At 66.3% G+C, this 26,196-nt stretch carries 25 protein-coding genes; 15 read left to right on the top strand and 10 right to left on the bottom strand.

Annotated features, from left to right (window positions below; genetic code table 11):
• Nucleotides 1–6 precede the first annotated feature (6 nt).
• The 11 genes from rng to COW1_RS08360 all read left to right on the top strand — a co-directional run bounded on the left by rng (nucleotide 7) and on the right by COW1_RS08360 (nucleotide 14,085).
• Nucleotides 7–1,458, top strand: coding sequence for a ribonuclease G (rng, locus tag COW1_RS08410; protein ID WP_201343811.1), 1,452 nt, complete (start codon nucleotides 7–9; stop codon nucleotides 1,456–1,458).
• Nucleotides 1,459–1,491: 33 nt separating this feature from the next.
• Nucleotides 1,492–5,295, top strand: coding sequence for a YhdP family protein (locus COW1_RS08405; protein ID WP_201343810.1), 3,804 nt, complete (start codon nucleotides 1,492–1,494; stop codon nucleotides 5,293–5,295).
• Nucleotides 5,296–5,329: 34 nt separating this feature from the next.
• A complete protein-coding gene (locus COW1_RS08400; RefSeq protein WP_201343809.1) occupies nucleotides 5,330–5,692 on the top strand; it encodes a hypothetical protein in 363 nt (120 codons plus the stop codon).
• Nucleotides 5,689–6,510 (top strand): carbon-nitrogen hydrolase family protein, encoded by an 822-nt coding sequence (locus COW1_RS08395; RefSeq protein WP_255534142.1) that lies wholly within the window; start codon nucleotides 5,689–5,691, stop codon nucleotides 6,508–6,510. The genes COW1_RS08400 and COW1_RS08395 overlap by 4 nt, the downstream gene beginning before the upstream one ends.
• A 110-nt stretch (nucleotides 6,511–6,620) precedes the next feature.
• Nucleotides 6,621–8,069, top strand: a complete 1,449-nt coding sequence (gene tldD, locus COW1_RS08390; RefSeq protein WP_201343808.1) for a metalloprotease TldD — start codon at nucleotides 6,621–6,623, stop codon at nucleotides 8,067–8,069.
• Between the two features lie 45 nt (nucleotides 8,070–8,114).
• Nucleotides 8,115–8,435, top strand: a complete 321-nt coding sequence (gene sugE, locus COW1_RS08385) for a quaternary ammonium compound efflux SMR transporter SugE (protein WP_201346070.1) — start codon at nucleotides 8,115–8,117, stop codon at nucleotides 8,433–8,435.
• A gap of 626 nt (nucleotides 8,436–9,061) precedes the next feature.
• Nucleotides 9,062–9,466, top strand: coding sequence for a hypothetical protein (locus COW1_RS08380; protein ID WP_197702997.1), 405 nt, complete (start codon nucleotides 9,062–9,064; stop codon nucleotides 9,464–9,466).
• 77 nt (nucleotides 9,467–9,543) lie between these two features.
• On the top strand, nucleotides 9,544–10,062 hold the full coding sequence (locus tag COW1_RS08375) for an ion transporter (RefSeq protein WP_096365332.1): 519 nt from the start codon (nucleotides 9,544–9,546) through the stop codon (nucleotides 10,060–10,062).
• 78 nt (nucleotides 10,063–10,140) lie between these two features.
• On the top strand, nucleotides 10,141–10,644 hold the full coding sequence (locus COW1_RS08370) for a cytochrome P460 family protein (RefSeq protein WP_201343807.1): 504 nt from the start codon (nucleotides 10,141–10,143) through the stop codon (nucleotides 10,642–10,644).
• Nucleotides 10,645–10,889: 245 nt separating this feature from the next.
• A complete protein-coding gene (locus COW1_RS08365) occupies nucleotides 10,890–13,604 on the top strand; it encodes a cation-transporting P-type ATPase (RefSeq protein ID WP_201343806.1) in 2,715 nt (904 codons plus the stop codon).
• A gap of 148 nt (nucleotides 13,605–13,752) precedes the next feature.
• Nucleotides 13,753–14,085 carry a hypothetical protein gene (locus COW1_RS08360; protein ID WP_201343805.1) on the top strand — a complete coding sequence of 111 codons (333 nt, stop codon included), beginning with the start codon at nucleotides 13,753–13,755 and terminating at the stop codon, nucleotides 14,083–14,085.
• Nucleotides 14,086–14,140: 55 nt separating this feature from the next.
• Here the strand turns inward: COW1_RS08360 and yjgA are convergent, their stop codons facing one another.
• A complete protein-coding gene (gene yjgA, locus COW1_RS08355; protein WP_201343804.1) occupies nucleotides 14,141–14,710 on the bottom strand; it encodes a ribosome biogenesis factor YjgA in 570 nt (189 codons plus the stop codon).
• Nucleotides 14,711–14,812: 102 nt separating this feature from the next.
• Between yjgA and pmbA the strand changes: the two genes are divergently transcribed.
• Nucleotides 14,813–16,177: a metalloprotease PmbA gene (pmbA, locus tag COW1_RS08350; RefSeq protein ID WP_201343803.1), complete on the top strand. Its 1,365-nt coding sequence runs from the start codon at nucleotides 14,813–14,815 to the stop codon at nucleotides 16,175–16,177.
• Nucleotides 16,174–16,500, top strand: a complete 327-nt coding sequence (locus COW1_RS08345; protein ID WP_096365342.1) for a glucosamine--fructose-6-phosphate aminotransferase — start codon at nucleotides 16,174–16,176, stop codon at nucleotides 16,498–16,500. The genes pmbA and COW1_RS08345 overlap by 4 nt, the downstream gene beginning before the upstream one ends.
• A 134-nt stretch (nucleotides 16,501–16,634) precedes the next feature.
• On the opposite strand, the gene COW1_RS08340 is transcribed toward COW1_RS08345, so the two are convergent.
• A complete protein-coding gene (locus COW1_RS08340; protein ID WP_096365344.1) occupies nucleotides 16,635–17,984 on the bottom strand; it encodes a TrpB-like pyridoxal phosphate-dependent enzyme in 1,350 nt (449 codons plus the stop codon).
• 191 nt (nucleotides 17,985–18,175) lie between these two features.
• Between COW1_RS08340 and COW1_RS08335 the strand changes: the two genes are divergently transcribed.
• The gene (locus COW1_RS08335) at nucleotides 18,176–18,928 is read left to right on the top strand and encodes an MBL fold metallo-hydrolase (RefSeq protein ID WP_201345977.1); all 753 of its coding nucleotides are present in this window, start codon (nucleotides 18,176–18,178) and stop codon (nucleotides 18,926–18,928) included.
• An 82-nt stretch (nucleotides 18,929–19,010) separates the two neighbouring features.
• Nucleotides 19,011–19,517, top strand: a complete 507-nt coding sequence (locus COW1_RS08330; RefSeq protein ID WP_096365348.1) for a DUF302 domain-containing protein — start codon at nucleotides 19,011–19,013, stop codon at nucleotides 19,515–19,517.
• Between the two features lie 153 nt (nucleotides 19,518–19,670).
• Here the strand turns inward: COW1_RS08330 and mgtE are convergent, their stop codons facing one another.
• The 8 genes from mgtE to hpf form a co-directional block, all read right to left on the bottom strand.
• Nucleotides 19,671–21,032, bottom strand: a complete 1,362-nt coding sequence (gene mgtE, locus COW1_RS08325; RefSeq protein WP_096365350.1) for a magnesium transporter — start codon at nucleotides 21,030–21,032, stop codon at nucleotides 19,671–19,673.
• Between the two features lie 98 nt (nucleotides 21,033–21,130).
• A complete protein-coding gene (ptsP, locus tag COW1_RS08320; RefSeq protein ID WP_096365352.1) occupies nucleotides 21,131–22,873 on the bottom strand; it encodes a phosphoenolpyruvate--protein phosphotransferase in 1,743 nt (580 codons plus the stop codon).
• A gap of 13 nt (nucleotides 22,874–22,886) precedes the next feature.
• On the bottom strand, nucleotides 22,887–23,156 hold the full coding sequence (locus tag COW1_RS08315; protein ID WP_096365354.1) for an HPr family phosphocarrier protein: 270 nt from the start codon (nucleotides 23,154–23,156) through the stop codon (nucleotides 22,887–22,889).
• A gap of 15 nt (nucleotides 23,157–23,171) precedes the next feature.
• Nucleotides 23,172–23,570 carry a PTS sugar transporter subunit IIA gene (locus COW1_RS08310; RefSeq protein ID WP_096365356.1) on the bottom strand — a complete coding sequence of 133 codons (399 nt, stop codon included), beginning with the start codon at nucleotides 23,568–23,570 and terminating at the stop codon, nucleotides 23,172–23,174.
• The gene (gene rapZ / locus COW1_RS08305; RefSeq protein ID WP_096365358.1) at nucleotides 23,567–24,415 is read right to left on the bottom strand and encodes an RNase adapter RapZ; all 849 of its coding nucleotides are present in this window, start codon (nucleotides 24,413–24,415) and stop codon (nucleotides 23,567–23,569) included. The genes COW1_RS08310 and rapZ overlap by 4 nt, the downstream gene beginning before the upstream one ends.
• The gene (gene hprK, locus COW1_RS08300; RefSeq protein WP_096365360.1) at nucleotides 24,412–25,344 is read right to left on the bottom strand and encodes an HPr(Ser) kinase/phosphatase; all 933 of its coding nucleotides are present in this window, start codon (nucleotides 25,342–25,344) and stop codon (nucleotides 24,412–24,414) included. Before hprK ends, rapZ begins: the two co-directional genes overlap by 4 nt.
• Nucleotides 25,341–25,814 carry a PTS IIA-like nitrogen regulatory protein PtsN gene (ptsN, locus tag COW1_RS08295; RefSeq protein WP_096367494.1) on the bottom strand — a complete coding sequence of 158 codons (474 nt, stop codon included), beginning with the start codon at nucleotides 25,812–25,814 and terminating at the stop codon, nucleotides 25,341–25,343. Before ptsN ends, hprK begins: the two co-directional genes overlap by 4 nt.
• 47 nt (nucleotides 25,815–25,861) lie before the next feature.
• The gene (gene hpf / locus COW1_RS08290; protein WP_096365362.1) at nucleotides 25,862–26,191 is read right to left on the bottom strand and encodes a ribosome hibernation promoting factor; all 330 of its coding nucleotides are present in this window, start codon (nucleotides 26,189–26,191) and stop codon (nucleotides 25,862–25,864) included.
• Nucleotides 26,192–26,196: the final 5 nt, after the last annotated feature.

Below are 26,196 nucleotides of genomic sequence, written 5' to 3'. Positions count from 1 at the left end.
AACTGCATGAGTGAAGAGATACTGATCAACGTCACGCCGCAGGAGACCCGCGTGGCCATGGTCGAGAACGGCGTGCTGCAGGAAGTCTTCATCGAGCGCGAACGCAGCCTGGGCCTGGTGGGCAACATCTACAAGGGCGTGGTGTGCCGGGTGCTGCCCGGGATGCAGGCCGCGTTTCTCGATATCGGCCTGGAACGGGCCGCCTTCCTGCATGCCTCGGATATCGCCACCCGCGATGCCGAGTCCGAAGGGGCGAGCACCATCAGCCAGCTGCTGCGCGACGGCCAGGAGTTGCTGGTGCAGGTGATCAAGGACCCGCTCGGCACCAAGGGCGCGCGCCTGACCACCCACATCACCATCCCCTCGCGCTATCTGGTGTTCATGCCCTATGCCACCAACGTCGGGGTGTCGCAGAAGATCGAGGATGAGACCGAGCGCCAGCGCCTGAAGCAGGTGGTGCTCGATGATGCCGGTGATGAGGGGCTGGGCTATATCGTGCGCACGGCCGCCGAGGGTGTGCCCGATGCGGCGCTGCGTTCGGACATGGCCTTCCTGCGCCGGCTGTGGGGTGCGATCCAGGAACGCGGCCGCCAGGCCGGTGCCGGCGAGATGGTCCACGAGGACCTGCCCCTGAGCAAGCGCGCCCTGCGCGACCTGGTCGGGGTGGAGGTGGAGAAGGTGCGGGTGGACTCGCGCGAGACCCATGCCAGCCTGGTGCGTTTCGGGGAGCAGTTCGTCCCCGAGGTGGTCGAACGGCTGGAATACTATCCGGGCGAGCGGCCCATCTTCGATCTCTACAGCGTTGAGGACGAGATCCAGCGCGCGCTGGATCGCAAGGTGCAGCTGAAGTCGGGCGGCTATCTCATCATCGACCAGACTGAGGCCATGACCACCATCGACGTCAACACCGGCGCCTATGTGGGCCATCGCAACCTGGAAGAGACCATCTTCAAGACCAACCTGGAGGCGGCCCAGGCCATCGCCCGCCAGCTGCGCCTGCGCAACCTGGGCGGGATCATCATCATCGACTTCATCGACATGTCCGACGAGGACCACAAACGCCAGGTGCTGCGCGCGCTGGAGCGCCACCTGGAACGCGACCACGCCCGCAGCCACATCAGCGAGGTCTCCAGCCTCGGCCTGGTGCAGATGACGCGCAAGCGCACCCGTGAGAGCCTGGAGCATGTGCTGTGCGGCGTCTGCCCCACCTGCAACGGTCGGGGTTCGCTGAAGACGCCCGAGACCGTGGTCTACGAGATCTTCCGCGAGATCCTGCGCGAGGCGCGCCAGTACGATGCCGAACAGCTGCTGGTGCTGGCCGCGCACGAGGTGGTGGATCTGCTGCTGGACGAGGAGTCCACCAGCCTGGCGGAACTGGAATCCTTCATCGGCAAACCGATCAAGTTCCAGGTCGAATCCCTCTATACCCAGGAACAATATGACGTCGTGCTCATGTAGTGGCGGGACGCTGCGGAACCGGGATCTCCCTGCATGCTGAAACGGGCCACGCGGCTGGTATGGTATGGCGTCGCCGCGCTGCTCATCCTTGCGGCGCTGCTGCTCAGTATCGCCCGACTGGTGCTGCCGCTGCTGGATGACTATCACGACGAACTCCAGCAGTGGCTCACCCAGCGGGTCGATCATCCGGTGCGCATCGAGCGGCTGGACCTCGGCTGGCACGGTCTCGGGCCGGACCTGCGGCTGCTCAACACCCGCCTCTACGATCGCAGCGGCGAGGAGGTGCTGCTGCGGCTGGAGGAACTGCGCATCGGCATCGACCTGTGGCGTTCCTGGCGCCAGGGCCGGCTGGTCAGCAATCGCATCGCCCTGCAGGGCAGTGAACTGAACCTGATCCGACGCGAGGACGGACGCATCGTGCTGCGCGGGCGTGAACATGCCACCCCCATCCTCAATCCGCTTACGCTGGCCGCCGAACAGCCGCGGATCGCACTGACGGATGTCACCCTGGGCTGGGAAGACCGCTACCTGGGGCATCCGCGGGTGGTGTTCCGCGACATCGCCCTGCGCATGCGCAACCGCGGTGAGCGGCATCAGTTACACCTTCAGGCCAGGCCGGCCGCCGCCCTCGGGCAGACGCTGGAATTGCAGGCGGACCTGGTGCTGCCGCCCGGGCAGCGCGAACGCTGGCATGGCCGCCTGTATCTGAATGCGCAGGGTTTCATGCTGCGTGAGTGGCTCGGCTGGTACCTGTCCGATCGCTGGTATGCCGGCGGGGTGCTGGATGCGCGCCTCTGGCTCACGCTGACGGGGGGGCGGATCGAGGCCGCGCAGGGTGAACTGGCCGTCCACCTGCCCGTGCTCTCCAGCCGCGAGCGGGCCGCCCCGCTGCTTGCCGGCAACCGGCTGGCGACCCGGCTGCTATGGAATCGCACCGGTGCGGCCTGGCGGCTCAGCCTGGATGCGTTGGAACTCATCCAGGCCGACCGGAGCTGGCCGCGCACCGGGCTGACGCTGGCCATGGCGCCGCCGGACGCTGATGGCCGTCGGCTGCAGCTGGCGCTGGATGCGTTGCCGCTGGAACTGCTGCAGCCGGTACTGCCGCTGCTGGGGGAGGCCGCCGGCACGTCGCTGGATCTTACGGCGTTGAGTCCGCAGGGCTGGGTACGCGATCTGCAGCTGGGGGGCGAACGCCGCAGCGGGCGCTGGCATGACCTGCGCTTCAAGGCCCGACTGGAAGCGCTGGCCTGGCAGCCGCAGGTGCGCCTTCCGGGCCTGAGCGGGCTGAACGCCAGTCTGATCGGCAGCCCGGAGCGGGGGGAAATCGAACTGGAACTGACGGATGGCCGTCTGGCCGCGCCGGCATTGTTCCGCGATGCCCTCCCGATCGGGCGCCTGGCCGGGCGGCTGCGTTGGCAGCAGGAGCCGGACGGTCTGCAGCTCTACAGCGAACGCTTCGCCCTGGCCAATGCCGATCTCGGCGCCCGCGGACAGCTGCGCCTGCAGCTGTCGCGCGATGGCGCTTCACCGCACCTGAGCCTGCAGGCGGAGATCGAACGCGGCGATGCGGCCGCGACCGGACGCTACCTGCCTGCCGGCATCATGCCGGAGAAGACGGTGCGCTGGCTGGACCGGGCCATCGTCAGCGGCCGCATCACCACGGGCCGGGTCGATTTCCACGGCCGGCTGGCCGACTTCCCCTTCGCACAGGGCGCGGGCCGGATGGAGATCCGCGCCCGTGTGGATGACGCCATCCTCGACTATCACCCCGACTGGCACCGCATCGAGGAACTCGACGCCGAACTGGTCTTCATCAACCAGGGCATGCACATCGAGGCGGTCGACGGTGCCATCCTCGGGACCCGCCTGGCGGAAGTGAGCGCCGATATCCCCGACCTCAAGCGCAGCCGCCTGCGCGTCCAGGGGCAGGTGCGCGGTCCGCTGGCCGACATGCTGCGCTTCGTGCAGGACAGCCCCCTGGCCCGGCGCGGTTATGACCTCGGCCAGCTGCAGGCCGACGGCCAGGCCGGGCTGGCGCTGGACCTGGACCTGCCCCTGCGGCGTACGCATGGCGGTCCGGCGCGAGTGGCCGGCCGGCTTGAGCTGCAGGACAACCGCCTGGTCCTGCCCGCGCGGGACCTGGCCCTGGAGGCGCTCGACGGGCGCATCGACTTCACCGACACCCGGGTCAGCGGCAGCGGGCTCCAGGCCAGGCTGTGGCAGACACCGGTGCGTCTGGATCTGGCACCGCATCCGGACACGCCCGGCCTGACCCGGGTCCGGCTGGCCGGCCGCCTGCCATTGCTGGAGCGGCTGGGGCGGGTGCATCCGCCGCTGGCGCGGTACCTGACGGGACAGTCCGACTGGCGTATCCAGCTGGATGTCGGCCGCCAGGCCGAAGGCTACCCGCTGTGGATCGAGTCCGAGCTGGAAGGCATCGGCATCGATCTGCCGTCGCCCCTGTCCAAGCCCGCCGATGCAACCCTGCCGCTGCGGCTGCAGACGCGGATCCAGGCACAGGGCAGCGGGCCGCTGTACCTGCGCCTGGGTGACCTGCATGCTGCGCTGGAATTGAGCGATGCGGCCGAGGGGCCGCTGCAGCTGCGCCGCGCCATGCTGCGCTTCGATGCCGGCGCGGCCGAACTGCCCGACGGCCCCGGGCTGGAGTTGCATGGCCGCTTCGATACCCTGTCGGTGCCGGCCTGGCGCGCGGTGTTCGCAGCCGCCGGCAAGGACGCGGCGCTGCCCGCGCTGGACCTGCGCGAGGCCGTGCTCGAAGTGGGCCGGTTGAGGCTGTTCAATCAGAGCCTGGCCGACGTCAGCCTGCAGGCCCGGCCGGTGCTCGGCGCCTGGCGCATCGATGTCGACGGTCCGGACATCGCCGGGCGGATCGCCGTGCCCCGCGGCGATTCCCCGCTGCCGCTGGATCTGGACCTGGATCGCCTGGTATTGGCGCGCGGCGGCATCGACGGGGCCGGTGCGGACCTCGATCCGGCCCGGTTGCCGCCGCTGGATGTCGATATCCGGGACCTGACCTATGGGAGCCTCGACCTGGGTCGGGTGCAGCTGCGCAGTCAGCCGCTGGCCTACGGCATGGAGGTGGAATCCATCCGCATCGAGGGCGGCTGGCTCAGGCTCTCGGCGCAGGGCAACTGGACCCTGCGCCAGGGGCGCGAGGCCTCGCGCTTCGATATCGAACTGCAAGGCAGCGACCTGGGTCGGATGCTGACCGCCTTCGGCTACAGCGGCAATGTCGAGGGTGGCGCGACCCATGGCCAGATCAACGCCAACTGGCCCGGCGCCCCCATGGATTTCGCCCTCAAGGCGGTCGAGGGTACGCTCGATCTGCGCATCGGTCCCGGGCAGCTGGTCAAGCTGGAGCCCGGCGCCGGGCGGGTGTTCGGCCTGCTCAACCTGCATGCGCTGCCGCGCCGGCTCACCCTGGATTTCTCCGACCTGTTCAAGCGCGGCTTCGCCTTCGACCGCATCGAGGGCAGCTTCACCCTGATCGATTCCAACGCCTATACCCAGGACCTGGTCATCCAGGGGCCGTCGGCACGCATCGATATCTCCGGCCGCATCGGCCTGGCCGAGCAGGACTACGACCAGCTGGTCACGGTCACGCCGGAGGTCACCGGCGGCCTGTCCATCGCCGGCGCCATCGCCGGCGGCCCGGCCGTGGGCGCGGCCCTGTACCTGGCCGACCGGCTGCTGGGCCGGCAGTTCGAGGAAATGGCCAGCTACCAGTATGCGGTGACCGGCAGTTGGGAGGATCCAGTGTTCCGGCGTCTGAACCGGGAAGAGCCCGGGGCGGCCCCGGCCGGGACCGTGCCATGACCGGCCCTGCCCCGGCCTGTGATATGCTGCACCCATGAGAACGGCAATAACCCTTTTGTTTCTGATACTTCCCTTTGCCGCCGTCCCCGCCGCCCCCATGTATGTCATGTCGGCGGAGCAATGGATGCGGCCGCGCCAGGGGGCGGATCTGCTCGCCGATGAGCGCCTGCGCGAACTGGTGCTGGGGCTGGACGAGCAGCCCGGCAGCCGCCTGCAGATCCATTACCCCGGCGGCGAGGCCGGGGGGCTGTGGGCGCATGAACTGCGCAGCTGGTTGATCGCGCTCGGGGTGCCGGGCGCGCGGATTGAACTGGCACCGGGCGGGGTACAGGCTGCCGCCCTGGGTGTCGAATTGCTAACCGGCCAAGCGGCCGATTCGATGGAGCCGTCGCAGTGACGCAAGTGGCAAGTATCCAGATGGCCTCCGGGCCCAACGTCAACGCCAATCTGCTCGAGGCCGAGCGCATGATCGAGGAGGCGGCGAAGCAGGGTGCCGAACTGGTCGTACTGCCGGAGAACTTCGCCATCATGGGCGTGCACGAGACCGACAAGGTCGAGCAGCGCGAGGCGCCGGGCGAGGGGCCGATCCAGGAGTTCCTGTTCCGTCAGGCGAAGCGCCACAAGCTGTGGCTGGTCGGCGGCACCATTCCGCTCGAGGCCTCGGTCCCGGACAGGATCCGCGCCGCCTGCCTGCTGATCAACCCGGAGGGCGAGCAGGTCGCGCGCTACGACAAGATGCACCTGTTCGACGTGGAGGTGGTCGGCAGCGGCGAGAAGTACACCGAGTCCGAAACCATCGAACCGGGCAATGACATCACGGTGGTCGACACCCCCTTCGGCCGGCTGGGCCTGTCGGTGTGCTACGACCTGCGCTTCCCCGAACTCTACCGGGTGATGCTGGACCGGGGCGTGGAGATCCTGGCCGTGCCCTCGGCCTTCACCGCGCTGACCGGCAAGGCGCACTGGGATGTGCTGGTGCGCACCCGCGCCATCGAGAACCTGTGCTATGTGATCGCCTCGGCCCAGGGCGGCTATCATCTGAACGGGCGCGAGACCTGGGGCGATTCCATGATCGTCGATCCCTGGGGCACGGTGCTCAAGCGCCTGCCGCGCGGCCCCGGCGTGATCATGGCGAAGCTTGACCGCGGCTATCTGGAGTCCACCCGGCGGCTGTTTCCAAGCATCGAGCATCGCCGGATCAAGTGCAGTCAGTAACACTGCTACACTCAATTCATCGCCGGGACGTAGACGTAGGTCGGGTTAGCCCGACAGGGCGTAACCCGACAACCGGCTGATCCATCTGCAACAACCGGATTGACACCTCCATGAGTCAAACCCCACTCGACACCGCCCGCCGCTTCCTGCTGGAGCCGGCCGGCATCGGCGACAACGATCTCGGCACCGTGCTCGACAGCATGCTGGGCCACAGCATCGACTTCGCCGACCTGTACTTTCAGTCCACCCGCTTCGAGTCCTGGGTGCTGGAGGACGGCATCGTCAAGGAAGGCAACCACAGCGTGGAGCAGGGCGCCGGCGTGCGCGCCATCAGCGGCGAGAAGAGCGGCTTCGCCTATTCCGACGAAATCATGCTGCCGGCATTGATGCAGGCCTCGGGCGCGGCCCGCGCCATCGCCGGCCCCGGCGGCAGCGGTGTCGTGCGCGCCTGGGAACCCACCGGGGTGTCGGAGTTGTACCGCCCGCTGGACCCGCTGGAAACGCTGAGCGCTGACGACAAGGTGGCCCTGCTCAAGGAGATCGATGCCGAGGCCCGGCGCCAGGACCCGCGCGTGGATCAGGTGGTGGTCAGCCTGGCCGGTGTGCACGAGGTGGTGCTGGTCGCCGCCAGCGACGGCACCCTCGCCGCCGACGTGCGCCCGCTGGTGCGCATGAACGTCAGCGTCATCGCCCAGCAGAACGGCCGCTACGAGCAGGGCAGCTCCGGCGGCGGCGGCCGCGGCGGCTTCGATATCCTCACCACCGACGGCCGTGCCCTGTGGCACGCCCGCGAGGCGGTGCGCCAGGCGCTGACCAACCTGGAGGCGGTCGAGGCCCCGGCCGGCCACATGACCGTGGTGCTCGGCCCCGGCTGGCCCGGCGTGCTGCTGCACGAGGCCATCGGCCACGGCCTGGAGGGCGACTTCAACCGCAAGGGCACCTCGGCCTTCTCCGGGCGCATCGGCGAGAAGGTCGCCTCCGAGCAGTGCACCGTGGTCGACGACGCCACCCTCGCCGGACGCCGCGGCTCGCTGCAGATCGACGACGAGGGGGTGCCGGCCCAGTGCACCACCCTGATCGAGAACGGCGTGCTCAAGGGCTACATGCAGGACAAGATGAACGCCCGCCTGATGGGCGTGGCGCCCACCGGCAACGGCCGGCGCGAGTCCTACGCCCACCAGACCATGCCGCGCATGACCAACACCTACATGCTGCCCGGCAAGTACGATCCCGCCGAGATCATCGCCTCGGTGGACAAGGGCCTGTACGCCGTCAACTTCGGCGGCGGCCAAGTGGACATCACCTCCGGCAAGTTCGTCTTCTCCGCCAGCGAGGCCTACCTGATCGAGAACGGGAAGATCACCGCCCCGGTCAAGGGCGCGACCCTGATCGGCAACGGCCCTGACGTGCTCACCCGCGTGGACATGGTCGGCAACGACCTGGCGCTGGATATGGGCGTGGGCACCTGCGGCAAGGAAGGCCAGAGCGTGCCGGTCGGCGTGGGCCAGCCCACCCTGCGGGTATCCGGCCTGACCGTCGGCGGCACCAGCGCCGCGTAATACAGCAAAGCAGGACCCCCCCACCTTTATTCTGAAGGAGGAATGATGGCCTGGGTTATTCTTGTCGTGGCGGGGATATTCGAGGTTGGCTGGGCGATCGGGTTGAAATACACCGAAGGCTTCACCCGGTTGTGGCCCACCGTCGGCACTGTCATGGCGATGGCCATCAGTCTCTGGTTGCTGGGGGTCGCCATGAAAACGCTTCCGGTGGGTACCGCCTACGCGGTCTGGGTGGGGGTTGGTGCCGTCGGTACGGTGCTGTTGGGCATCCTGCTCCTCGGCGAACCCGCGACTGCCGCCCGTCTTGTCAGTGTTGGATTGATTGTTTCCGGTATTGTCGGGCTCAAGCTGGCGACGCCGGCATGACAAGGGGTTGCAGGCAGGAATATCCTGGCTATCGGTGCCATTGCCGAGGCATTGGCGGTGTGGCCGGGGGCCTCGTCCTGGTCGTTGCCACCCCCCGCGCTCATCCTCAGTGGCATTTCAACAAAACCGGAGTCGGAGAATATTTGTTGCTAATATTCTGACTGATGGCTTTTCTCGCGCCAGACGTGTGAAGGTTTCCCGGGTCTCCGGGGTGATTCCATCCCGACCCATCGCCGGAGTCGTCATACCGCCATGAAAAAATGCAGGACATGTAATGCCGAATTGAGTTGCATCGGTAAAATTGAGCCGGACACGTTATGGCTGTCGACAAAGCGGCCTTCTCTGAGCCCTTTTGCCGGGATCGGGTATTTTGCCGTTTTTCTTCTGGGCGGTTTGCTGATTGCGCAACCGCTCTGGGAATCTCATCTGATCTGGGCGGGTCTGATCGTCGCTGTCTGCGGTGGTCTCGGTGCCTACCTTTGGAAACGGCCGCGCAACTACTATCGATGCACTCAATGCGGTTCGGAATTCTACGACGACATAGTGTTGCGGCGAAAAACCGGCTCAGGGTGCAGTTGCCGCTGATATTGAGCCTGTTGATTTCATAACCCTGATGTGTGCAGGTCATGATGCTTGGTATCCCCGGCAGGGCGTTGGTGATCTGGATGGGAATCCTCGTCCTGGCGGTTTTTAATGGCCTGCTGCGCGAAGCCGTCCTTCTCCCGATGCTGGACCAGCCCCTGGCGCTCATCCTCAGCGGTATTCTGCTCTCCGTTCTGATCCTTGCGGTTGCATACCTTTCGCTGCCCTGGCTGGGGCGGTTGCCGGCGACAGCTTATATCGCCATCGGCCTGGGCTGGCTCTGCCTGACCCTGGTCTTCGAGTTCGCGTTCGGGCGTCTCATCCAGAGCCGGCCCTGGCCGGAACTGCTCGACGCCTACACCTTCAGGGACGGCAATCTCTGGCCTCTTGTGCTGCTGGTCACGGCAGCGGCGCCGTATGCGGGGGCCAGGCTCCGGCGCTGGGTGTGAGTTATTCCCGGATGCTTTTCTTCCCTGCGGTCTCTGCTATAGAACTCTGTACTCATTCTGGCTGACGGGAGTGTTGCATGAGCCTGAAGCAGAGGCAGACCCGGCTGCGCCGGTTCGTCAGGGATGTCGTCGTTCATACGCCATTGATCAGGATGGTGCTTCTTCTGGTGCTGCTGTGGCTGCTGTTCTCCGCCGGGGTGTACCTGGCGGAGCAGGGGGTGCGCGGCTCGCCCATCGGTTCGTTCGGCGAGGCGCTGTACTGGGGCGTGGCGGCCTTTTCCACCGCCGGGATTGCCGATACGCCTGCCTCCGGCGCGGCGCAGCTCATCGGCGGGATCTGGATCGTCATCGGGTCGGTGCTGTTCTTCGGCGCCATCGTGGCGACGGTGACCAGCTACTTCATGCGTCCCATGCAGCGGCCGCACCGGAAGATCATCGACGCCATCGAGTACAACCTGGAGCAGCTGAACGATCTGTCGCTGGACGAGCTCGATCTGCTCAAGGAAACCGTCGACAGCCTGATCGGTCATGTCGAACGGCTGAAGGAAAAATACATCGGGTCGGCGGAACCCGCCAACGCAGACGAGCAGAAATAGGGGTTCCTGCCCACGCTGCCCGTACTATACTCGATGTCCGGTCCCGCAACGAAACTGACCCATATGCGAGGTGCGCTTATGAAATACACGGCACGGTTGTTGGTCCCCGCGCTGGTCATGACGCTGCCGGGGCTGTCCCCGGCCGGCGATATTCCCGGGCCTTCGCACGGCATCGCCTACCCGGAAGGCTGGCAGGAATGGTCGACCATCGCGGTTTCGCATCGCACCGACAACAACACCCTGCGGGTGATCCTGGGCAACGCGGCGGCGGTGCAGGCGGCGCGTGCGGGGCAGACCGATCCCTGGCCTGACGGCGCCGTTCTGGGCAAGGTGGTGTGGAAGGATGTCCAACTCGAGAACTGGGAGGCGGCGACCGCACCCGGTGAGTTCGTCCATGCCGAGTTCATGTTCCGGGACAGCGGGCAATACGCCGACACCCATGGCTGGGGCTGGGCGCGCTGGGTGGGGCTGGAGCAGAAGCCCTTCGACGGCGGCATGCAGGTCTGCATCTCATGCCATACCCCGGTGAAGGACCGTAACTGGGTATTCACGGACCCGGCGCCGTTTCCACCGCTCAGGTAAGCGAACATTCCAGGCCTTGAGTAACAGGGGCCGGATGCGCCAGATACAAACCGCCAGTTACTGTCATTCCGGTACCGGCCTACGCCGGCACAGGCACCAGCCGGGATCCATATGCCACGGCGGCTTCAGGATTTCAGCCGGAGCCGGTGTCGGTGCCACGTTTTTTTTCGCCCCCCGGACTGCCTCCTGATCGCGACGGGTGTATGCTTCAGCTACACCTGATGTGAGCCTGGAATGCCCCCATCATGAACGATGCCCCGCCGGACACACCTGCCTGGCACAGCCTGCAACGCGATGAAGCCCTGGCCCGGCTCGACGCCACGGAGCAGGGCCTGTTGGACACACAGGTGCGCGAGCGCCTGGAGCGCTACGGTTACAACCGTCTCCCGGCCCCGGAGCGCACCGGCCCGCTCAGACGCTTCCTGCTGCAGTTCCACAATGTACTCATCTACGTGCTGATCGCCGCCGCGGTCGGCACCGCCTTCCTGCGCCACTGGGTGGACACCGGGGTGATCCTGGGCGTGGTGTTCATCAACGCCATCATCGGCTTCATCCAGGAGGGCAGGGCGGAGCAGGCGCTGGACGCGATCCGCGGCATGCTCTCGCCCCGGGCCCTGGTGCTGCGCGACGGTCAGCGGCGCACCGTGCCTGCCGAGGAACTGGTGCCCGGCGACCTGGTGTTCCTGCAGGCGGGCGACAAGGTGCCCGCCGATCTGCGCCTGCTGCGGACGCACAACCTGCGCATCGACGAAGCGCTGCTCACCGGCGAATCGGTGGCCGTGGACAAGCAGACCGCAGCGGTCGGGGCGGAGGCGGATCTGGGCGATCGCAGCTGCATGGCGTTCTCCGGCACCCTGGTCGCCTTCGGCCAGGGGCGGGGGCTGGTGGTCGGCACCGGTGCGGACACCCAGATCGGGCGCATCTCCACCCTGCTCGAGGAGGTGGAGACCCTCACCACGCCGCTGCTGCGCGACATCGGCGTATTCGGACGCTGGCTGTCCCTGGCCATCCTGGTGCTGGCCGGCTTCACCTTCGCCTTCGGCTACTGGGTGCGGGACTACGCGTTCCTGGACACCTTTCTCGCGGCGGTGAGCCTGGCGGTGGCCGCCATCCCCGAGGGGCTGCCCGCCATCATGACCATTACCCTGGCCATCGGCGTGCAGCGCATGGCCGCGCGCAATGCCATCATCCGGCGCCTGCCGGCGGTGGAGACGCTGGGCTCGGTCGCCACCATCTGCACCGACAAGACCGGCACGCTCACCCGCAACGAGATGACCGTCAAGACCATTGTCACCGCCGAGGATACCTTCGAGGTCAGCGGTGTGGGCTACGAGCCCCACGGCGGCTTCAACCGGGACGGCCATGACGTGGACCCCGAGGATCACCCGGTGCTGGCCGAGACGCTGCGCGGCATTCTGCTGTGCAACGATGCCGAACTGCATCAGCGCGACGGCGTGTGGGAGCTGGAGGGCGACCCGACGGAAGGCGCGCTGGTCACCGCGGCGCGCAAGGGCGGTCTGGATCCCGTCGAGACCGGCGAACGCTACCCCCGCGACGACGTGATCCCCTTCGAATCCGCCTACAAGTTCATGGTCACCCTGCATCACCGCCATTACGGGGACCAGCGCGGCTTTATTCTGCTCAAGGGCGCGCCCGAACGCGTGCTGGCCGTGTGCGAGCGGGAACGCACCCGTGCCGGCGACCGGACCGTTGAGCGTGACCGCTGGGAGCAGCGCATGAACGCCATCGCCGCCCGCGGCCAGCGTCTGCTGGCGCTGGCGGTACGGGAGGTGGACGCGGACAAGCGCACGCTGGAGTTTTCGGATATTGAGAACGGCGGCCTGACCCTGGTGGCCGTGTGCGGCATCATCGACCCGCCCCGGGCCGAGGCCATCGAGGCGGTCAGGCAGTGTCAGGAGGCCGGCATCCGGGTGAAGATGATCACCGGCGATCATGCGGTCACCGCCCGGGCCATCGCCGACGAGCTCGGCATCCGCACCGGCGGCGGGGTCATGCCGGGGCATGAACTGGAACCGCTGTCCGATGCCCGGCTGACGCAGACGGTGCGGGAGGTGGACGTGTTCGCCCGCGCCACTCCGGAACACAAGCTGCGGCTGGTGCGCGCCATCCAGGCCAACGACCAGGTGGTGGCCATGACCGGCGACGGGGTCAACGACGCCCCGGCGCTCAAGCGTGCCGATGTGGGGGTGGCCATGGGCATCAAGGGCTCCGAAGCCGCCCGCGAGGCCGCCGAGATGGTGCTCGCCGACGATAACTTCGCCTCCATCGCTCATGCCGTGGAGGAGGGCCGCACCGTCTATGACAACCTGCGCAAGGCCATCCTCTACATTCTGCCCACCAGCGGTGGTGAGGCCCTCACCATCATGGCCGCCGTGCTGCTGGGGATGACCCTGCCGCTCATGCCGGCGCAGGTGCTGTGGGTGAACATGGTCACCGCCGTCACCCTGGGACTCGCGCTGGCCTTCGAGCCCACCGAGCCCGGGGTCATGCGCCGCCCGCCGCGGCCGCCCGGTACGCCGGTGCTGTCGGGTTTCCTGGTCTGGCGCGTGGTCTTCGTCTCGGCGCTGCTGCTGGCGGGGACCTTCGGCCACTTCCTGTGGCTGGAGTGGCAGGGCGCGGCGGTGGAGGTGGCGCGGACCGTGGCCATCAACACCCTGGTCATGGGCGAGCTGGTCTACCTGTTCAACAGCCGCTACATCCTGGAGCCGGTGTTCAACCGCACCGGCCTGCTGGGCAGCCGCGCCGTGCTCATCGCCGTGGGCGTTCTGGTCATCCTGCAGGGCCTGTTCACCTATGCCCCGCCGCTGCAGTTCCTGTTCGGGACCGCCGCCCTGGGCTGGGGGGAATGGGGCATCATCCTGGCCTTCGGGGCGGTGCTGTTCGCGCTGGTGGAACTGGAGAAGGCCGTTTTCCGGCGGCTGCGGCGGCGGGTGCGGTGACGGCTGCCGGCAGGCCGCGCCGGTTGATTTATATCAGCTTCCGGCGATTCTCCGCCCGCCGGCCCCGTTCCCGCCCGGCAGGCTTGCAGCGGCCGGCTATACTTTCTTCGTGCAAGACCTTGGCAACCCAATAACAGGGAGAAAGGCAATGTCCAGAAACACGATGATCACCGGGCTGGCAGCCGCGCTGCTGGTGCTGGGTGGAACCGCTTCCGCCGGCGAGAAGGCGATGATGTCGGATGAGAACGAAATGGGTGCGATGACCTTCGAGACCCTGGATCGCGACGGTGACGGCTACATCAGTGCCGAGGAGGCCGGCGCGCACAAGGGCCTGGAGGCCAACTGGGACAAGGCGGACGCCAACCAGGACGGTCACCTCGACAGCAGCGAGTTCAGCGCCTTCGAAGGCGAGGGCCGGCTGTCGCCGCCGGAGGAGAGCGAAATCTCCGAGCCCGGTGCCGCACCCTACAGTCGCGACTGAATCTGATTCTCCAGCTGTCGTCCCTTCGCCCTCTCCCGCCCTGGGAGAGGGTAATTCAGGGTTCGTCCGCGGTGTGTGATGCCGCCACCTCACGCAGAAACCGGAACAGCGCCCGCGGCCCCTTCGTCCTGTTTTCCCTGTAGTCCTTCTGTGCCTGCCGGATGAGTTGGCGCAGGTGCTGGCGGTCGGTGCCGGGATACTGCACCAGCCAGTCGCCCACCGCCTCGTCGCCCTCGTGAATGAAACGCTCGCGCCAGTCCTCGAGCTGGTGGAAGGCGCGTGCGGCGCGGCGGTCTTCCTGCTGGATGGCCGCCAGGGCGTCGATGACGGGCTGGGGGTCGCCGTTGCGCAGCAGCTTGCCGATGTACTGGATCTGGCGCTTGCGCCCGCTGCGGGCGTGGATGCGGCGGGCGAGCTGGACCGCGTCGCGCAGTTTGTCGTCCAGCGGCAGGGCGGCCAGCCGCCCTTCCGGCAGTTCCACCAGGGTACGGCCCAGTTCCAGCAGGGCATGGGCCTCACGCTTGAGCTGGGATTTGCTGGGGCCCTCGTCGTCTTCCTGCTCTGGGGCCGGGTCCGGTTGCTTGTGCATGGGGGCGGGCGGGTTGCGGTACAGGGATGGATTCAAGATAGCATACCCGGCACGCTGCAGGGTATGCCACGGCCGGTCTTGGGCGGGGACGGACATTCCTTTACCATGGCCGTCTGGTGAATCCGTAGAGAATCCTTCATGAGCAAGCAGAATCCCGAGCCCGCGACCCACGATACCACCCTGCCCGATATCGGCCGTCTGGAACGGATGGTGGGGGAGATCCTGGAACAGGCCGGTGCCGCCGGCGCCAGCGCGGCCGAGGCGGCCGTGTCCATGGATGTCGGCCTGGGCGTGACGGTGCGCAAGGGCGAGGTCGAGACGCTGGAGTTCCACCGCGACCGCGGCCTGGGCCTGACCGTCTACTTCGGTCAGCGCAAGGGCTCGGCCAGCACCTCGGACTTCCGCCCCGAGACCATCCGCGAGACGGTGCAGGCGGCCTGCGACATCGCCCGCTATACCAGCGAGGACACCGCCGCCGGCCTGGCCCCGGCCGAGCGCATGGCGCGCGAAGTGCCGGACCTGGACCTCTACCATCCCTGGGATCTGTCCGCGGATGAGGCCATCGACATCGCCCGCGAGTGCGAGCGCGCCGGTCTGGACACCGACCCGCGCATCACCAATTCCGAGGGGGCGACGGTCAACAGCCATCAGGGTCTGCGGGTCTACGGCAACAGCCACGGTTTTCTCGGCGGCTACCCCAGCAGCCGTCACAGCCTGAGTTGCGCGCTGATCGGCGAACAGGGCGGGCACATGCAGCGCGACTACTGGTATACGGTCTCGCGCCTGAGCGGGGAGCTGGAGGACGCCGACGCCGTGGGCCGCATGGCCGCCGAGCGCACCGTGCGGCGGCTGGACGGCCGTCGTCTGGGCACCCGCCAGGTGCCGGTGATCTTTGCCGCTGAGGTGGCCACCGGCCTGCTGCGCAACTTCACCGGTGCGATCCGCGGCGGTAACCTGTATCGCAAGTCCAGCTTTCTGCTCGATCACCTGGGCAAACAGGTGTTCCCCGACTTCATGCATGTCTACGAGCAGCCTCACCTGCCGCGGGCGCTGGGCAGCGCGCCCTTCGACAACGAGGGCGTGGCGACGCTGGCGCGCGACCTGGTCGCCGACGGCGTGCTGCAGGGCTATATCCTGGACAGCTATTCGGCGCGCAAGCTCGGCATGGAGACCACCGGCAATGCCGGCGGCGTGCATAACCTGAGCGTGGATACCAGCGATAAGGACATCCACGACCTGATCCGTGAGATGGGCACCGGCCTGCTGGTGACCGAACTGATGGGGCAGGGCGTGAACCTGGTCACCGGCGACTACTCGCGCGGCGCGGCCGGCTTCTGGGTGGAGAACGGCCGGATCCAGTACCCGGTGGAGGAGATCACCGTGGCCGGCAATCTCAAGCAGATGTTGATGAATATCGTCGCCATCGGCAACGACCTGGAAACCCGCGGCAACATCCGCACCGGCTCGATCCTGATCGAGTCCATGACCGTGGCGGGCGAGTGAAGCCGCGGCTGACCGCCAGCCTGGCGGCCTGGGGTCGGACGGACTTTGCCGAGGTATTGAAGGATGAACTGAGTGCCCTGGGGCCGGATTCCCTCCCCCTCGTTACGGATACAGGGCACGCCGATACCCGGGGGCTGACGCTGACCCTGATCCGGCAGGCGGAAGCGGACGCTGCCCTGCGTCTGCGGGTGGGTGTGTTCTTCCAGCAGATCCTGGCCGGCTGCAGCTGCGGCGATGACCCGGCGAGTGAGCCCGCCTATTGCGAGCTTGAACTCGTAATCGACAGGTCCGACGGGAAAGCCGAGATCCTTTCTGTCTCCTGAATTCTTCGATCGATCTCGTAGGTCGGGTTAGCCCGAAAGGGCGTAACCCGACAATGGCCCGCGTTTGTGTCGGGTTACGCTGCGGCTGACCCGACCTGCATGGATCATGTGTCCATGTCAGGCTTCGGGGCGTTTTAACCCACCTTCGGCAGCCGCTCCAGTGCGGCGTTGATCTGCTCTTCCGGATATTCGTAGTCCTCCAGTTCGCCGCTGAAGTAGCGGTCGTAGGAGGCCATGTCGAAGTGGCCGTGACCGGACAGATTGAAGAAGATCGCCTTCGCCTCGCCGCTCTCCCTGCACTTCAACGCCTCGTCGATGGCGGCGCGGATGGCGTGGTTGGACTCCGGCGCGGGGATGATGCCCTCGGCGCGGGCGAACTGCACCCCGGCCTCGAAGGTGGCCAGCTGTTTCACCGCCACCGCCTCGATCAGACCCTCGTGGTAGAGCTGCGAGACCAGGGCCGAGTCGCCGTGGTAGCGCAGACCGCCGGCGTGGATGCCGGGCGGGACGAAGTCGTGGCCCAGGGTGTACATCTTCATCAGCGGGGTGTGGCCCACGGTGTCGCCGAAGTCGTAGGCATAGTGGCCGCGGGTGAGCGTGGGGCAGGAGGCCGGTTCCACCGCCACCAGCCGCACCTGCTTGCCGGCGGCCTTGTCGGCCAGGAAGGGGAATGCCGCGCCGCCGAAGTTGGAGCCGCCGCCGCAGGGGGCCAGCACCACGTCGGGATAGTCGTTGACCTGCTCGAACTGCTTCTTGGCTTCCAGGCCGATCACGGTCTGGTGCAGCAGCACATGGTTGAGCACCGAGCCCAGGGCATAGTTGGTGTCCTCGCGCGAGGCGGCTTCTTCCACCGCCTCGGAGATGGCGATGCCGAGCGAGCCGGGCGAGTCGGGGTCCGCCGCCAGGATCTGGCGGCCGGACTCGGTCCGGTCGGTGGGGCTGGCCAGCACCTCGGCGCCCCAGGTCTGCATCATGGAGCGGCGGAAGGGTTTCTGCTCGTAACTCACCTTGACCATGTAGACCCGGATGTCGAGACCGAACATCTGCCCGGCCAGGGCCAGCGAGGAGCCCCACTGACCGGCACCGGTCTCGGTGGCCAGGCGCTTGATGCCAGCCTGTTTGTTGTACCAGGCCTGGGCCACGGCGGTGTTGGGCTTGTGCGAGCCGGCAGGACTCACACCCTCGTACTTGTAATAGATGCGCGCCGGTGTGCCCAGCGCCGCCTCCAGCCGGTGGGCGCGGCACAGGGGTGACGGCCGCCACAGCTGATAGATCTCGCGCACCGGCTCGGGGATCTCGATCCAGCGTTTGTCGCTGACCTCCTGCTCGACCAGGGCCTCGGGGAAGATGGCCAGCAACGCCTCCGGCGGCACCGGACTCCCGTCCGGCGCCAGTACCGGGGCCGGGGGGTTGGGCATGTCGGCGATGACGTTGTACCAGTGGGTGGGGATGTCTTTCTCGTCGAGCAGGATCTTGGTCTGCATGGCGGCTTCTCCCTGAATATCCGGTGGCAATTAAAGCGCCCGGGCGCCGGGCACGGAATGACCCGGGTCAAGCCGGGACCTTGCTGCACTTGTTATTAACCGCTTGTTTATTGTGGTGAAGCTTGTATTTTACGGCCATTCCCCTTATAGACGCCAGTAGAGTCCACGTAATCACCCCGAAAGGAGGCTGCATGCTGTTTCGCCAGATGATCGAACCGGATTCATCCACCTATACCTATCTCGTGCACTGCCCGGATACGGGCAGGACCGCCCTGATCGATCCGGTACTGGACACGGTGGAGCGGGACCTGTCCGTGCTGCAGGAATTGGGACTGAAACTGGATTTCACCCTGGATACCCATATCCACGCCGATCACCTGACCGGGGCCAGAAGGTTGAAGGAGCTGACCGGCAGCCACATCGTCGGCCCGGCGGTGGATCAGCTGCCCTGCACCGATATCGGGGTGCGCGAGGGCGAGCCCTTCCGGGTGGGCAATATCGAAATCCACCCCCTGTTCACGCCGGGGCACACCGACCATCATCATGCCTACCTGATCGACAGCGGCACCCACAAAATGCTGTTCAGTGGCGACGCCCTGCTGATCGAGGCCTGCGGGCGCACCGATTTCCAGTCCGGCGATGCCGCCACCCTCTACCGCAGCATCCATGACAAGTTCTTCACCCTGCCCGACGAGACCCTGGTCTATCCCTGCCACGACTACGAGGGTCGCCAGATCACCACCATCGGTCAGGAGAAGAACCGCAATCCTCGTCTGGGCAATGGCAAGACGCTGGAGGAGTTCGTCGAGATCATGGACAACATGGACCTGCCCTATCCCCGCAAGATCGACTTCGCCGTGCCCGGCAACCAGCAATGCGGCGCCTGTCCGCCGAACGTGCCGGAGGAGTACCGGGCGCCCTGTGTACGCCACGACCAGGGCTGATGCAGTGTCCGCGCTGCGCGCTGTTGCGCATCCGCCGGGATCAACTAAGATCGATCCATAACCATTCCGACAAGGAGCCGAGATGAGACATCTGTTGACTGGCCTGTTGCTGACGCTGGGCCTGGCGTTTTCCGCTCACGCCGAGGAGGCCGCCGACAACGGCATCCAGCGTTTCGATATTTCCCAGACCGTGGTGAAGATGCCGCTGGAGGAAGGGGTCAGCGTCGATGACGCCATGGACTTCATGCGTTCCAAGGCGGCCGAACTGAACATGAAGATTGTTGCGCATCAGCCGGTGTCCGAGGAACTGAAGGCCCGGGGCGTGGATTCGGGGCCGCTGCACATCATGCAGTTCTGCAATCCCGGCGATGCCCATCGCATGGTCATGCACAACGCCATCTTCGCCGCCTACATGCCCTGCCGCATCGCCCTGGTGGAGGACTCGGAAGGCAAGACCTGGCTGATGATGCTGGACCTGAACCTGCTCATCGACAACACCCCGCTGCCGCCTGACATGGAGGAAATGGCCCGGGGCATCAACGACAAGCTGTTGCGGATCATGGAGGCGGGGGCGAAGGGGGCGTTCTAGCGAACCCTTGATTTCTCTGTCATTGCGAGGCGTGAAACGCCGTGGCAACCTCCAACCGATCGCCTCTGCATTACGAGATTGCCACGCTTGCGCTCGCAATGACAAACCATTGTAGGTTGGGCTTCGCGTGGCTCAGCCCAACCTGTGTGGAAATCACAGCAGGAACACCGTCCCCAGTCCCAGAAAGGCCATGAAGCCGATCACGTCGGTGACGGTGGTCAGCAGCACGCTGCCGGCCAGCGCCGGGTCGATGCCCATGCGCTGCAGCACCAGCGGAATGCTAAAGCCGGCCAGCGCCGCGACGGCCAGGTTGATGATGATGGCCGCACCGATGATGATGCCCACCTGTGCGCTCTGAAACCAGAGCGCGGCGATCACCGCGACCACGACCGACCACAATATCCCGTTGAGCGCGCCCACGGCCAGCTCCTTGGTCATCAACAGCCGTGAGTTGGATTTGCCGATCTGGTTCAGCGCCAGGCCGCGAATGACGATGGTCAGGGTCTGGCTGCCGGCGATGCCGCCCATGCTGGCAACGATGGGCATCAGCACGGCAAGTGCGACGATCTGCTGCAGGGTGGCCTCGAACAGGCCGATCACCCAGGAGGCGAGAAAGGCGGTCATCAGGTTGATGCCGAGCCAGATGGAGCGGCGCCGGGTGCTGGAGAAGACCGGGGCGAAGATGTCGCCTTCCTCGTTCAGGCCGGCCATGCTCATCAGTGAGTGGTCGGCCTCGTCGCGGATGACGTCGACCACGTCGTCGATGGTGATGCGGCCCACCAGCCGGCCGTTCTGGTCGATGACAGGGGCGGAAATCAGGTCGCGGTCCTCGAACAGCTTGGCCACCTGCACCGCCGTGGTCTCGGCCTGGATGCCCTCGACGTCGCGCACCATCACCTCGGCCACGCTCAGTTCCGGGTCCATGGTCAGCAGGGTGGACAGCGGCAGCAGGCCGAGATAGCGATCGTTGCGGTCGACCACCATCAGGCTGTCGGTCAGGTCCGGCAGGTTGCCGCGCAGGCGCAGATAGCGCAGCACCACGTCCAGGCTGACATCGGCCCGGACCGTGATGGTATCCACGTTCATCAGGCCGCCGGCGGTGTCCTCGGAATAGGACAGGACCGATTCCAGCCGATGGCGGTTCTGCAGGTCCATGGACCGCAGCACTTCGTGGATGACGGTGCCCGGCAGGTCCTGCAGCAGGTCGGCCAGGTCGTCGGTGTCGAGGTTCTCGGTCAGCGCGACCAGTTCGCCGGCCTCCATCTCCTTGATCAGGCCGGAACGGACCTCGTCGCCCACATGCAGCAGCACCTCGCCGCGGTCATCGGGATCGACCAGTTCCCACAGGATGATGCGGGGGTCCTTGGGGATGGACTCGAGGACGTGGGCGATTTCCGCCGGGCGGAGGTTGTGGATCAGCCGCCGCACCCGGCTGGCCGCGCCCGAGGCCAGCGCGTCCGAGACCTTGTGCAGATGGTCCTGGGCCTGGGCGGTTTCCTTGTGGCTGTCAGCCATGCGGCGGGATCCTTGGGGGGCAAGACTTTGATTCCGCCGCAGTTTAGCAGGGTCGGTCGGCGGGCGTCATCCTGTCGCAGGTTTTTTCGCGGCCGGTATCACGTGCATAGGAGGTTCCTGATCTGCTCGAGCAGTTCGGCCCGCCGGTCCGGGTCCCAGGTGTGCATCAGGGTCTCCACCGGTTCCGTGATCCGGTCCAGCCGGGTATGGCGAATCAGGTCCTTGACCTCGAGCAGAGAGGAGGCCTGCATGCTGAAGCTGTTCAGTCCCAGGCCCAGCAGCAGCCGGCTGTACAGGGGGTCGCCGGCCATTTCGCCGCACATGGACACGGGCACCTGATGGCGGACACCGGCCTGGATGATGTGCCGGATCAGGTACAGCACCGCCGGATGACTGGGGTCGTAGAGATAATTCACCTCGTCGTCGACCCGGTCGATGGCCAGGGTATACTGAATCAGATCGTTGGTCCCAATGGACAAAAAATCCAGTTCGGCGGCGAACATGTCCGCTGCCAGTGCGGCCGCGGGCACCTCGATCATGCCGCCGACCGGCATGGCCGGATCGAATGCTTTACCCTCGACGGTCAGTTCATGTTTGACCTCATCGATCAGGGCCAGGGTCTGGCGCAGTTCGCCCAGGCTGGAGAGCATGGGCAGCATCATCTGAACCGGGCCCAGGGCCGCAGCCCGCAGCACCGCCTTCAGCTGGGGACGGAACAGCCCCGGGTCGTGCAGACACAGGCGGATGGCGCGCAGGCCGAGGGCGGGATTGGTGCAGTGATGGGCAGCCTCGGTGTCGAGTGCCTTGTCGGCGCCCAGGTCCAGGGTGCGGATGGTCAGCGGCCGACCCTGCATCTGCTCGATGACTTCCCGGTAGTGTTCGAGTTGCTCGTCCTCGTCCGGTGTGTCCTCGCGGTTCATGTACAGGAACTCGGTACGGTAAAGGCCCACCCCTTCGGCACCGGCATCCAGAATCTCTTCGACGTCCTCTGTCAATTCGATGTTGCCGAACAGCCGCACGCAGACCCCGTCCAGCGTGCAGGCCGGCTCCAGGCGGGTCTTGACCAGGGTATGGGCACGCTCCTGGTCCTGGTGCTGGCGCTGCCGGTAGTGTTCGAGCATGAGGGCATCGGCGCCGGCCAGCACCATGCCCTCCTGTCCGTCCAGGACCAGGGTCTCGCCGTCCTGGATGTAGCGGTGAATATTGTGCACGCCGACGATGGTGGGGATGCGCAGGCTGCGGGCGACGATGGCGGTGTGGGAGAGCGGCCCGCCGTACTCGGTGACAAAGCCGGCTACACCCTGGTGATAGAGCAGTACGACGTCGGCCGGCGTCAGTTCGTCGGCCAGCACGATGGTGCCCCTGAGGTGATCGATGGCGCTGAGGTCCTGGACGTTCTCGTCGTGCACGAGCAGGCGCTGGATACGGCTGACTACATGGTCGATGTCGTCCTTGCGGGTACGCAGGTAGGCGTCGTCCATGGCTTCGAACACCTGCACCAGGGCGTCGCGCTGCTGCTTGAGCGCCCACTCGGCGTTGATGCCCTGCTTGCGGATGAGCAGCTCCGGGGCAACCGTGAGGGTGGAGTCCTCCAGCATCAGCAGGTGTGTATCGATGAACTCGACGATATCGGCGCTGGTGTCGGGCGGGATACGGCCGCGGATGCCGCGCAGCTGTTCGCGGGCGCCGCCCAGCGCGCGGCGGAAGCGCTCGACCTCGGCGTCGATCAGGTCAGCGTTGATACGGTATTCGGTGACGTCGAGGTGATCGCGTTCGAGCAGATGGGCCTTGCCGATGGCAATGCCGCGGGAGACGCCGATGCCGGAAAGCTGCACCGTCACCTGTCAGCCACCTTTATTCCGATTCATGGAAACGCTCCCCGATCAACTTCTCGATGGCCGCCATGGCCTCGGTCTCATCGCTGCCCTCGGCGCTCACCTCCAGGGTGGTGCCCTTGGAAGCGGCCAGCATCATGATGCCCATGATGCTCTTGCCGTTGACCTGCTGGCCGTTGCGGGCGATCTGGATGTTGCTGTCGAACTCCGAGGCCAGGGTAACCAGCTTGGCCGCGGCACGTGCGTGCAGCCCCAGCTTGTTGATGATGGTGAGTTCTTTTTTCTGCATTGCATCATCCTGGGGTCAGTGTTCCTGCGGGTGGCACAGCAGCACGCCGTCGCGCCCGCCTGACAAGGCCTTCTCTTCCAACTCCGGAAGGCTCAGGCGCGGGTAGTTCAGCACCCGCACCAGCATGGGCAGGTTGATGCCGGACACCACACTGGCGCTGACGTGTTCCTGCACCCGGGTGGCGATGTTGCTGGGGGTGGAGCCGTACATGTCGGTGAGGATCAGTACGCCCATGCCGGTGTCGAGTTCGCGGCCGGATTCGATGGCGCTGGCAAGTATCGCGTCGGGGTCGCAGTCGAAGCTCGCCTTCAGTGCGCGTGTCTCCAGCGGGCACACGCCGAGCATGTGGGTGGCGGTATGCAGCAGCATTTTGCCGATTTCGCCGTGGGTGATGATCAGCAGACCGACGCTCATGACAGCTCCCGGTGACGGACCAGCACGGAAGGATATCGGCCGGCGAAGTGTTTGCCCAGCCTTTCCGCCATGTATACCGAGCGGTGCTGGCCGCCGGTGCAGCCGAGGGCGACGGTCAGGTAGCGCCGGTTCTCCTTCTCGAAGGCCGGCAGCCAGTCGTCGAGGAAGCGGCAAAGTTCCTGGAACATGGCATCCACCGGCGGCTGATCCTCAAGGTAGGCGATTACCGCCTGGTCGCGGCCGGTGAGCGGCCGCAGGCCCTGGACCCAGTGCGGGTTGGGCAGGCAGCGTACGTCGAAGACGAAGTCGGCATCGTCGGGCAGTCCGTGCTTGTAGCCGAAGGATTTGAACAGCAGCGACAGCGCGTCGGGCCGGGTGTCGGAGAGCCGCTCCTGCACCAGATCGCGCAGCTGGTGCAGATTGGTATGGGTGGTGTCGATGTGCAGCGTGGCGCTGCTCGCGATCGGTTCGAGCAGGTTGCGCTCGCCGCGGATGGCGTCGGCTAGGGTGGTGTCAGTGCTGGTCAGCGGGTGCTTGCGGCGGGTTTCGCTGAAACGCTTGAGCAGGGTCTCGTCCGTGGCCTGCAGGAAGACGATCTCGACCTGGATATCCTGGGTCTCGAGCCCGGCGAGGATGTCGCGGAAGCGGGACAGGTCCTGGCGGTGGTTGCGGGCGTCGATGCCCACGGCGGCCCGCGTCTGGCGAGCGGCGGTCAACTCCCGGGCCAGCGGTTCCAGCAGCGCCACCGGCAGGTTGTCCACGCAGTAGTAGCCCAGGTCTTCCAGGGTGTTCAGGGCCACGCTCTTGCCCGAGCCCGACAGCCCGCTGACGATGATCAGTTTCAAGGCTGCATCTGTTCCCGCTGTCGTTGTATCAGTTCCTCGCCGGCGTCGTGGCCGCGCATGGTCAGGATATGCTTGCGGGTGGCGGCCTCGACCAGCACTGCCAGGTTGCGGCCCGGCGCCACCGGCAGGGTGATCTCGGGTACCTCCACCTCGAGGATGCGCCGGGTGTGATAGCTGCCGCGCAGGCGGTCGATCTGGCGCAGTTCGTCGTCGCTCATCTGCTGCAGGTGGATGATGAGGCGCAGGTACTTGCTGTATTTGATCGCGCTCTCGCCGTACATGGCGCGGATGTTGAGGATACCAAGGCCGCGCACCTCCAGGAAGTCACGCAGCACCGGCGGACAGTTGCCGCTGAGGATATCCGGGGCGACCTGGGCGAACTCGGGGCTGTCGTCGGCGATCAGGCGGTGGCCGCGGCTGATCAGCTCCAGCGCCAGCTCGCTCTTGCCGATGGCGGCGTCGCCGGTGATCAGCAGGCCGATGCCCATCACTTCCATGAACACCCCGTGGATCACCAGCTTGGTGGAGTGGTAATGGGTGTAGTAGTACTCGATGTGATTGATCAGTTCCGGCCCGTGCTGGGTGGAGGTGAGCAGGGGAGTGCCGCTGGCCGCTGCAGCCTTGCGCAGGTCGGCCGGCGGTGCCTCGTGGGCGAGGATGACGGCGTCGGTCACCGGGCTGAACAGGTGAGCCAGTGCCTCGCGCCGGCGGTCGGGCTCCAGATCGTCCAGATAGGCCAGCTCGATCCGGTCGATGATCTGGATGCAATGGTTGTGGATGAAATTAAGATGTCCGACCAGGGAGCCGGTCTGGGCGTCGTCGGTGCTGTCGAAGTGCAGGGGGCGTTCGCGGTCACCGCTGACCCAGGCCAGACCGAGGCGCCGCTGCAGGGCATCGAACAGCTCGCCCACGGTCAGATGCCTGCTCATGCCGATTCGCGCTGCCGGGCGTCCTGGGTCAGAAAGCGCTGGTACAACTCCTCGCCGGTGGCGGCGCGGCGCAGATCGTCGGTGAAGGTCTTGTCGCTGAAACGCCGGGCCAGGTCAGCCAGGATCTGCAGGTGTTCGTCGGTGGATTCTGCCGGCACCAGCAGCGCGAACATCAGATCCACCGGCTGGTGATCGATGGCATCGAAATCGATGGCCGGGTCCAGGCTGGCAAAGGCGCCGACCGGCTCGCTGAGGCCGGCCAGACGGCCGTGGGGCAGGGCCACGCCCTGGCCCAGCCCGGTGCTGCCCAGGCGTTCGCGCCCGATCAGGCTGTCGAAGATCTCCTCCGGAGTCAGGCTGGGCGCGTGGCCGGCGAGCAGTTCGGCCAGTTGTTCCAGCGCGCGTTTCTTGCTGGTGGTGCCGAGCCCGGCGACGACCCGCTGCGGGCTGATGAGTTCGGTGATGTTCATGGTCTCCGCTGTGTCCTCCTGCCGGGCGCTGACGCCCGGCGCCGGGTTCATTCCGCGGTGGATGTCTTGACGTTGTTGCCTTCGGCGCGGTGATGATCCTTGAGCTTTTCCTTGTGCTTGACCACCTGCCGGTCGAGCTTGTCGACCAGGGCATCGATGGCCGCATACATATCCTCGTCGGTACTGTCGGCGAAGATCTTGCCGCCGTTGACGTTGATGGTGGCTTCGGCGTTCTGGCGCAGCTTCTCCACGCTCAGTACGACATGGACATCGGTCACGCTGTCGAAGTGCCGTTCCAGGCGCTCCATTTTGCTGTTGACGTAGTCGCGCAGGGCGTCGGTGATGTCAACGTGGTGACCGGTGAGGATGATTTGCATGGTGC

It is taken from the genome of Thiohalobacter sp. COW1, assembly GCF_016629505.1.
Classification (GTDB): Bacteria; Pseudomonadota; Gammaproteobacteria; order Thiohalobacterales; family Thiohalobacteraceae; genus Thiohalobacter; species Thiohalobacter thiocyanaticus_A.
This window is presented reverse-complemented; position numbering and strand designations above follow the sequence as displayed.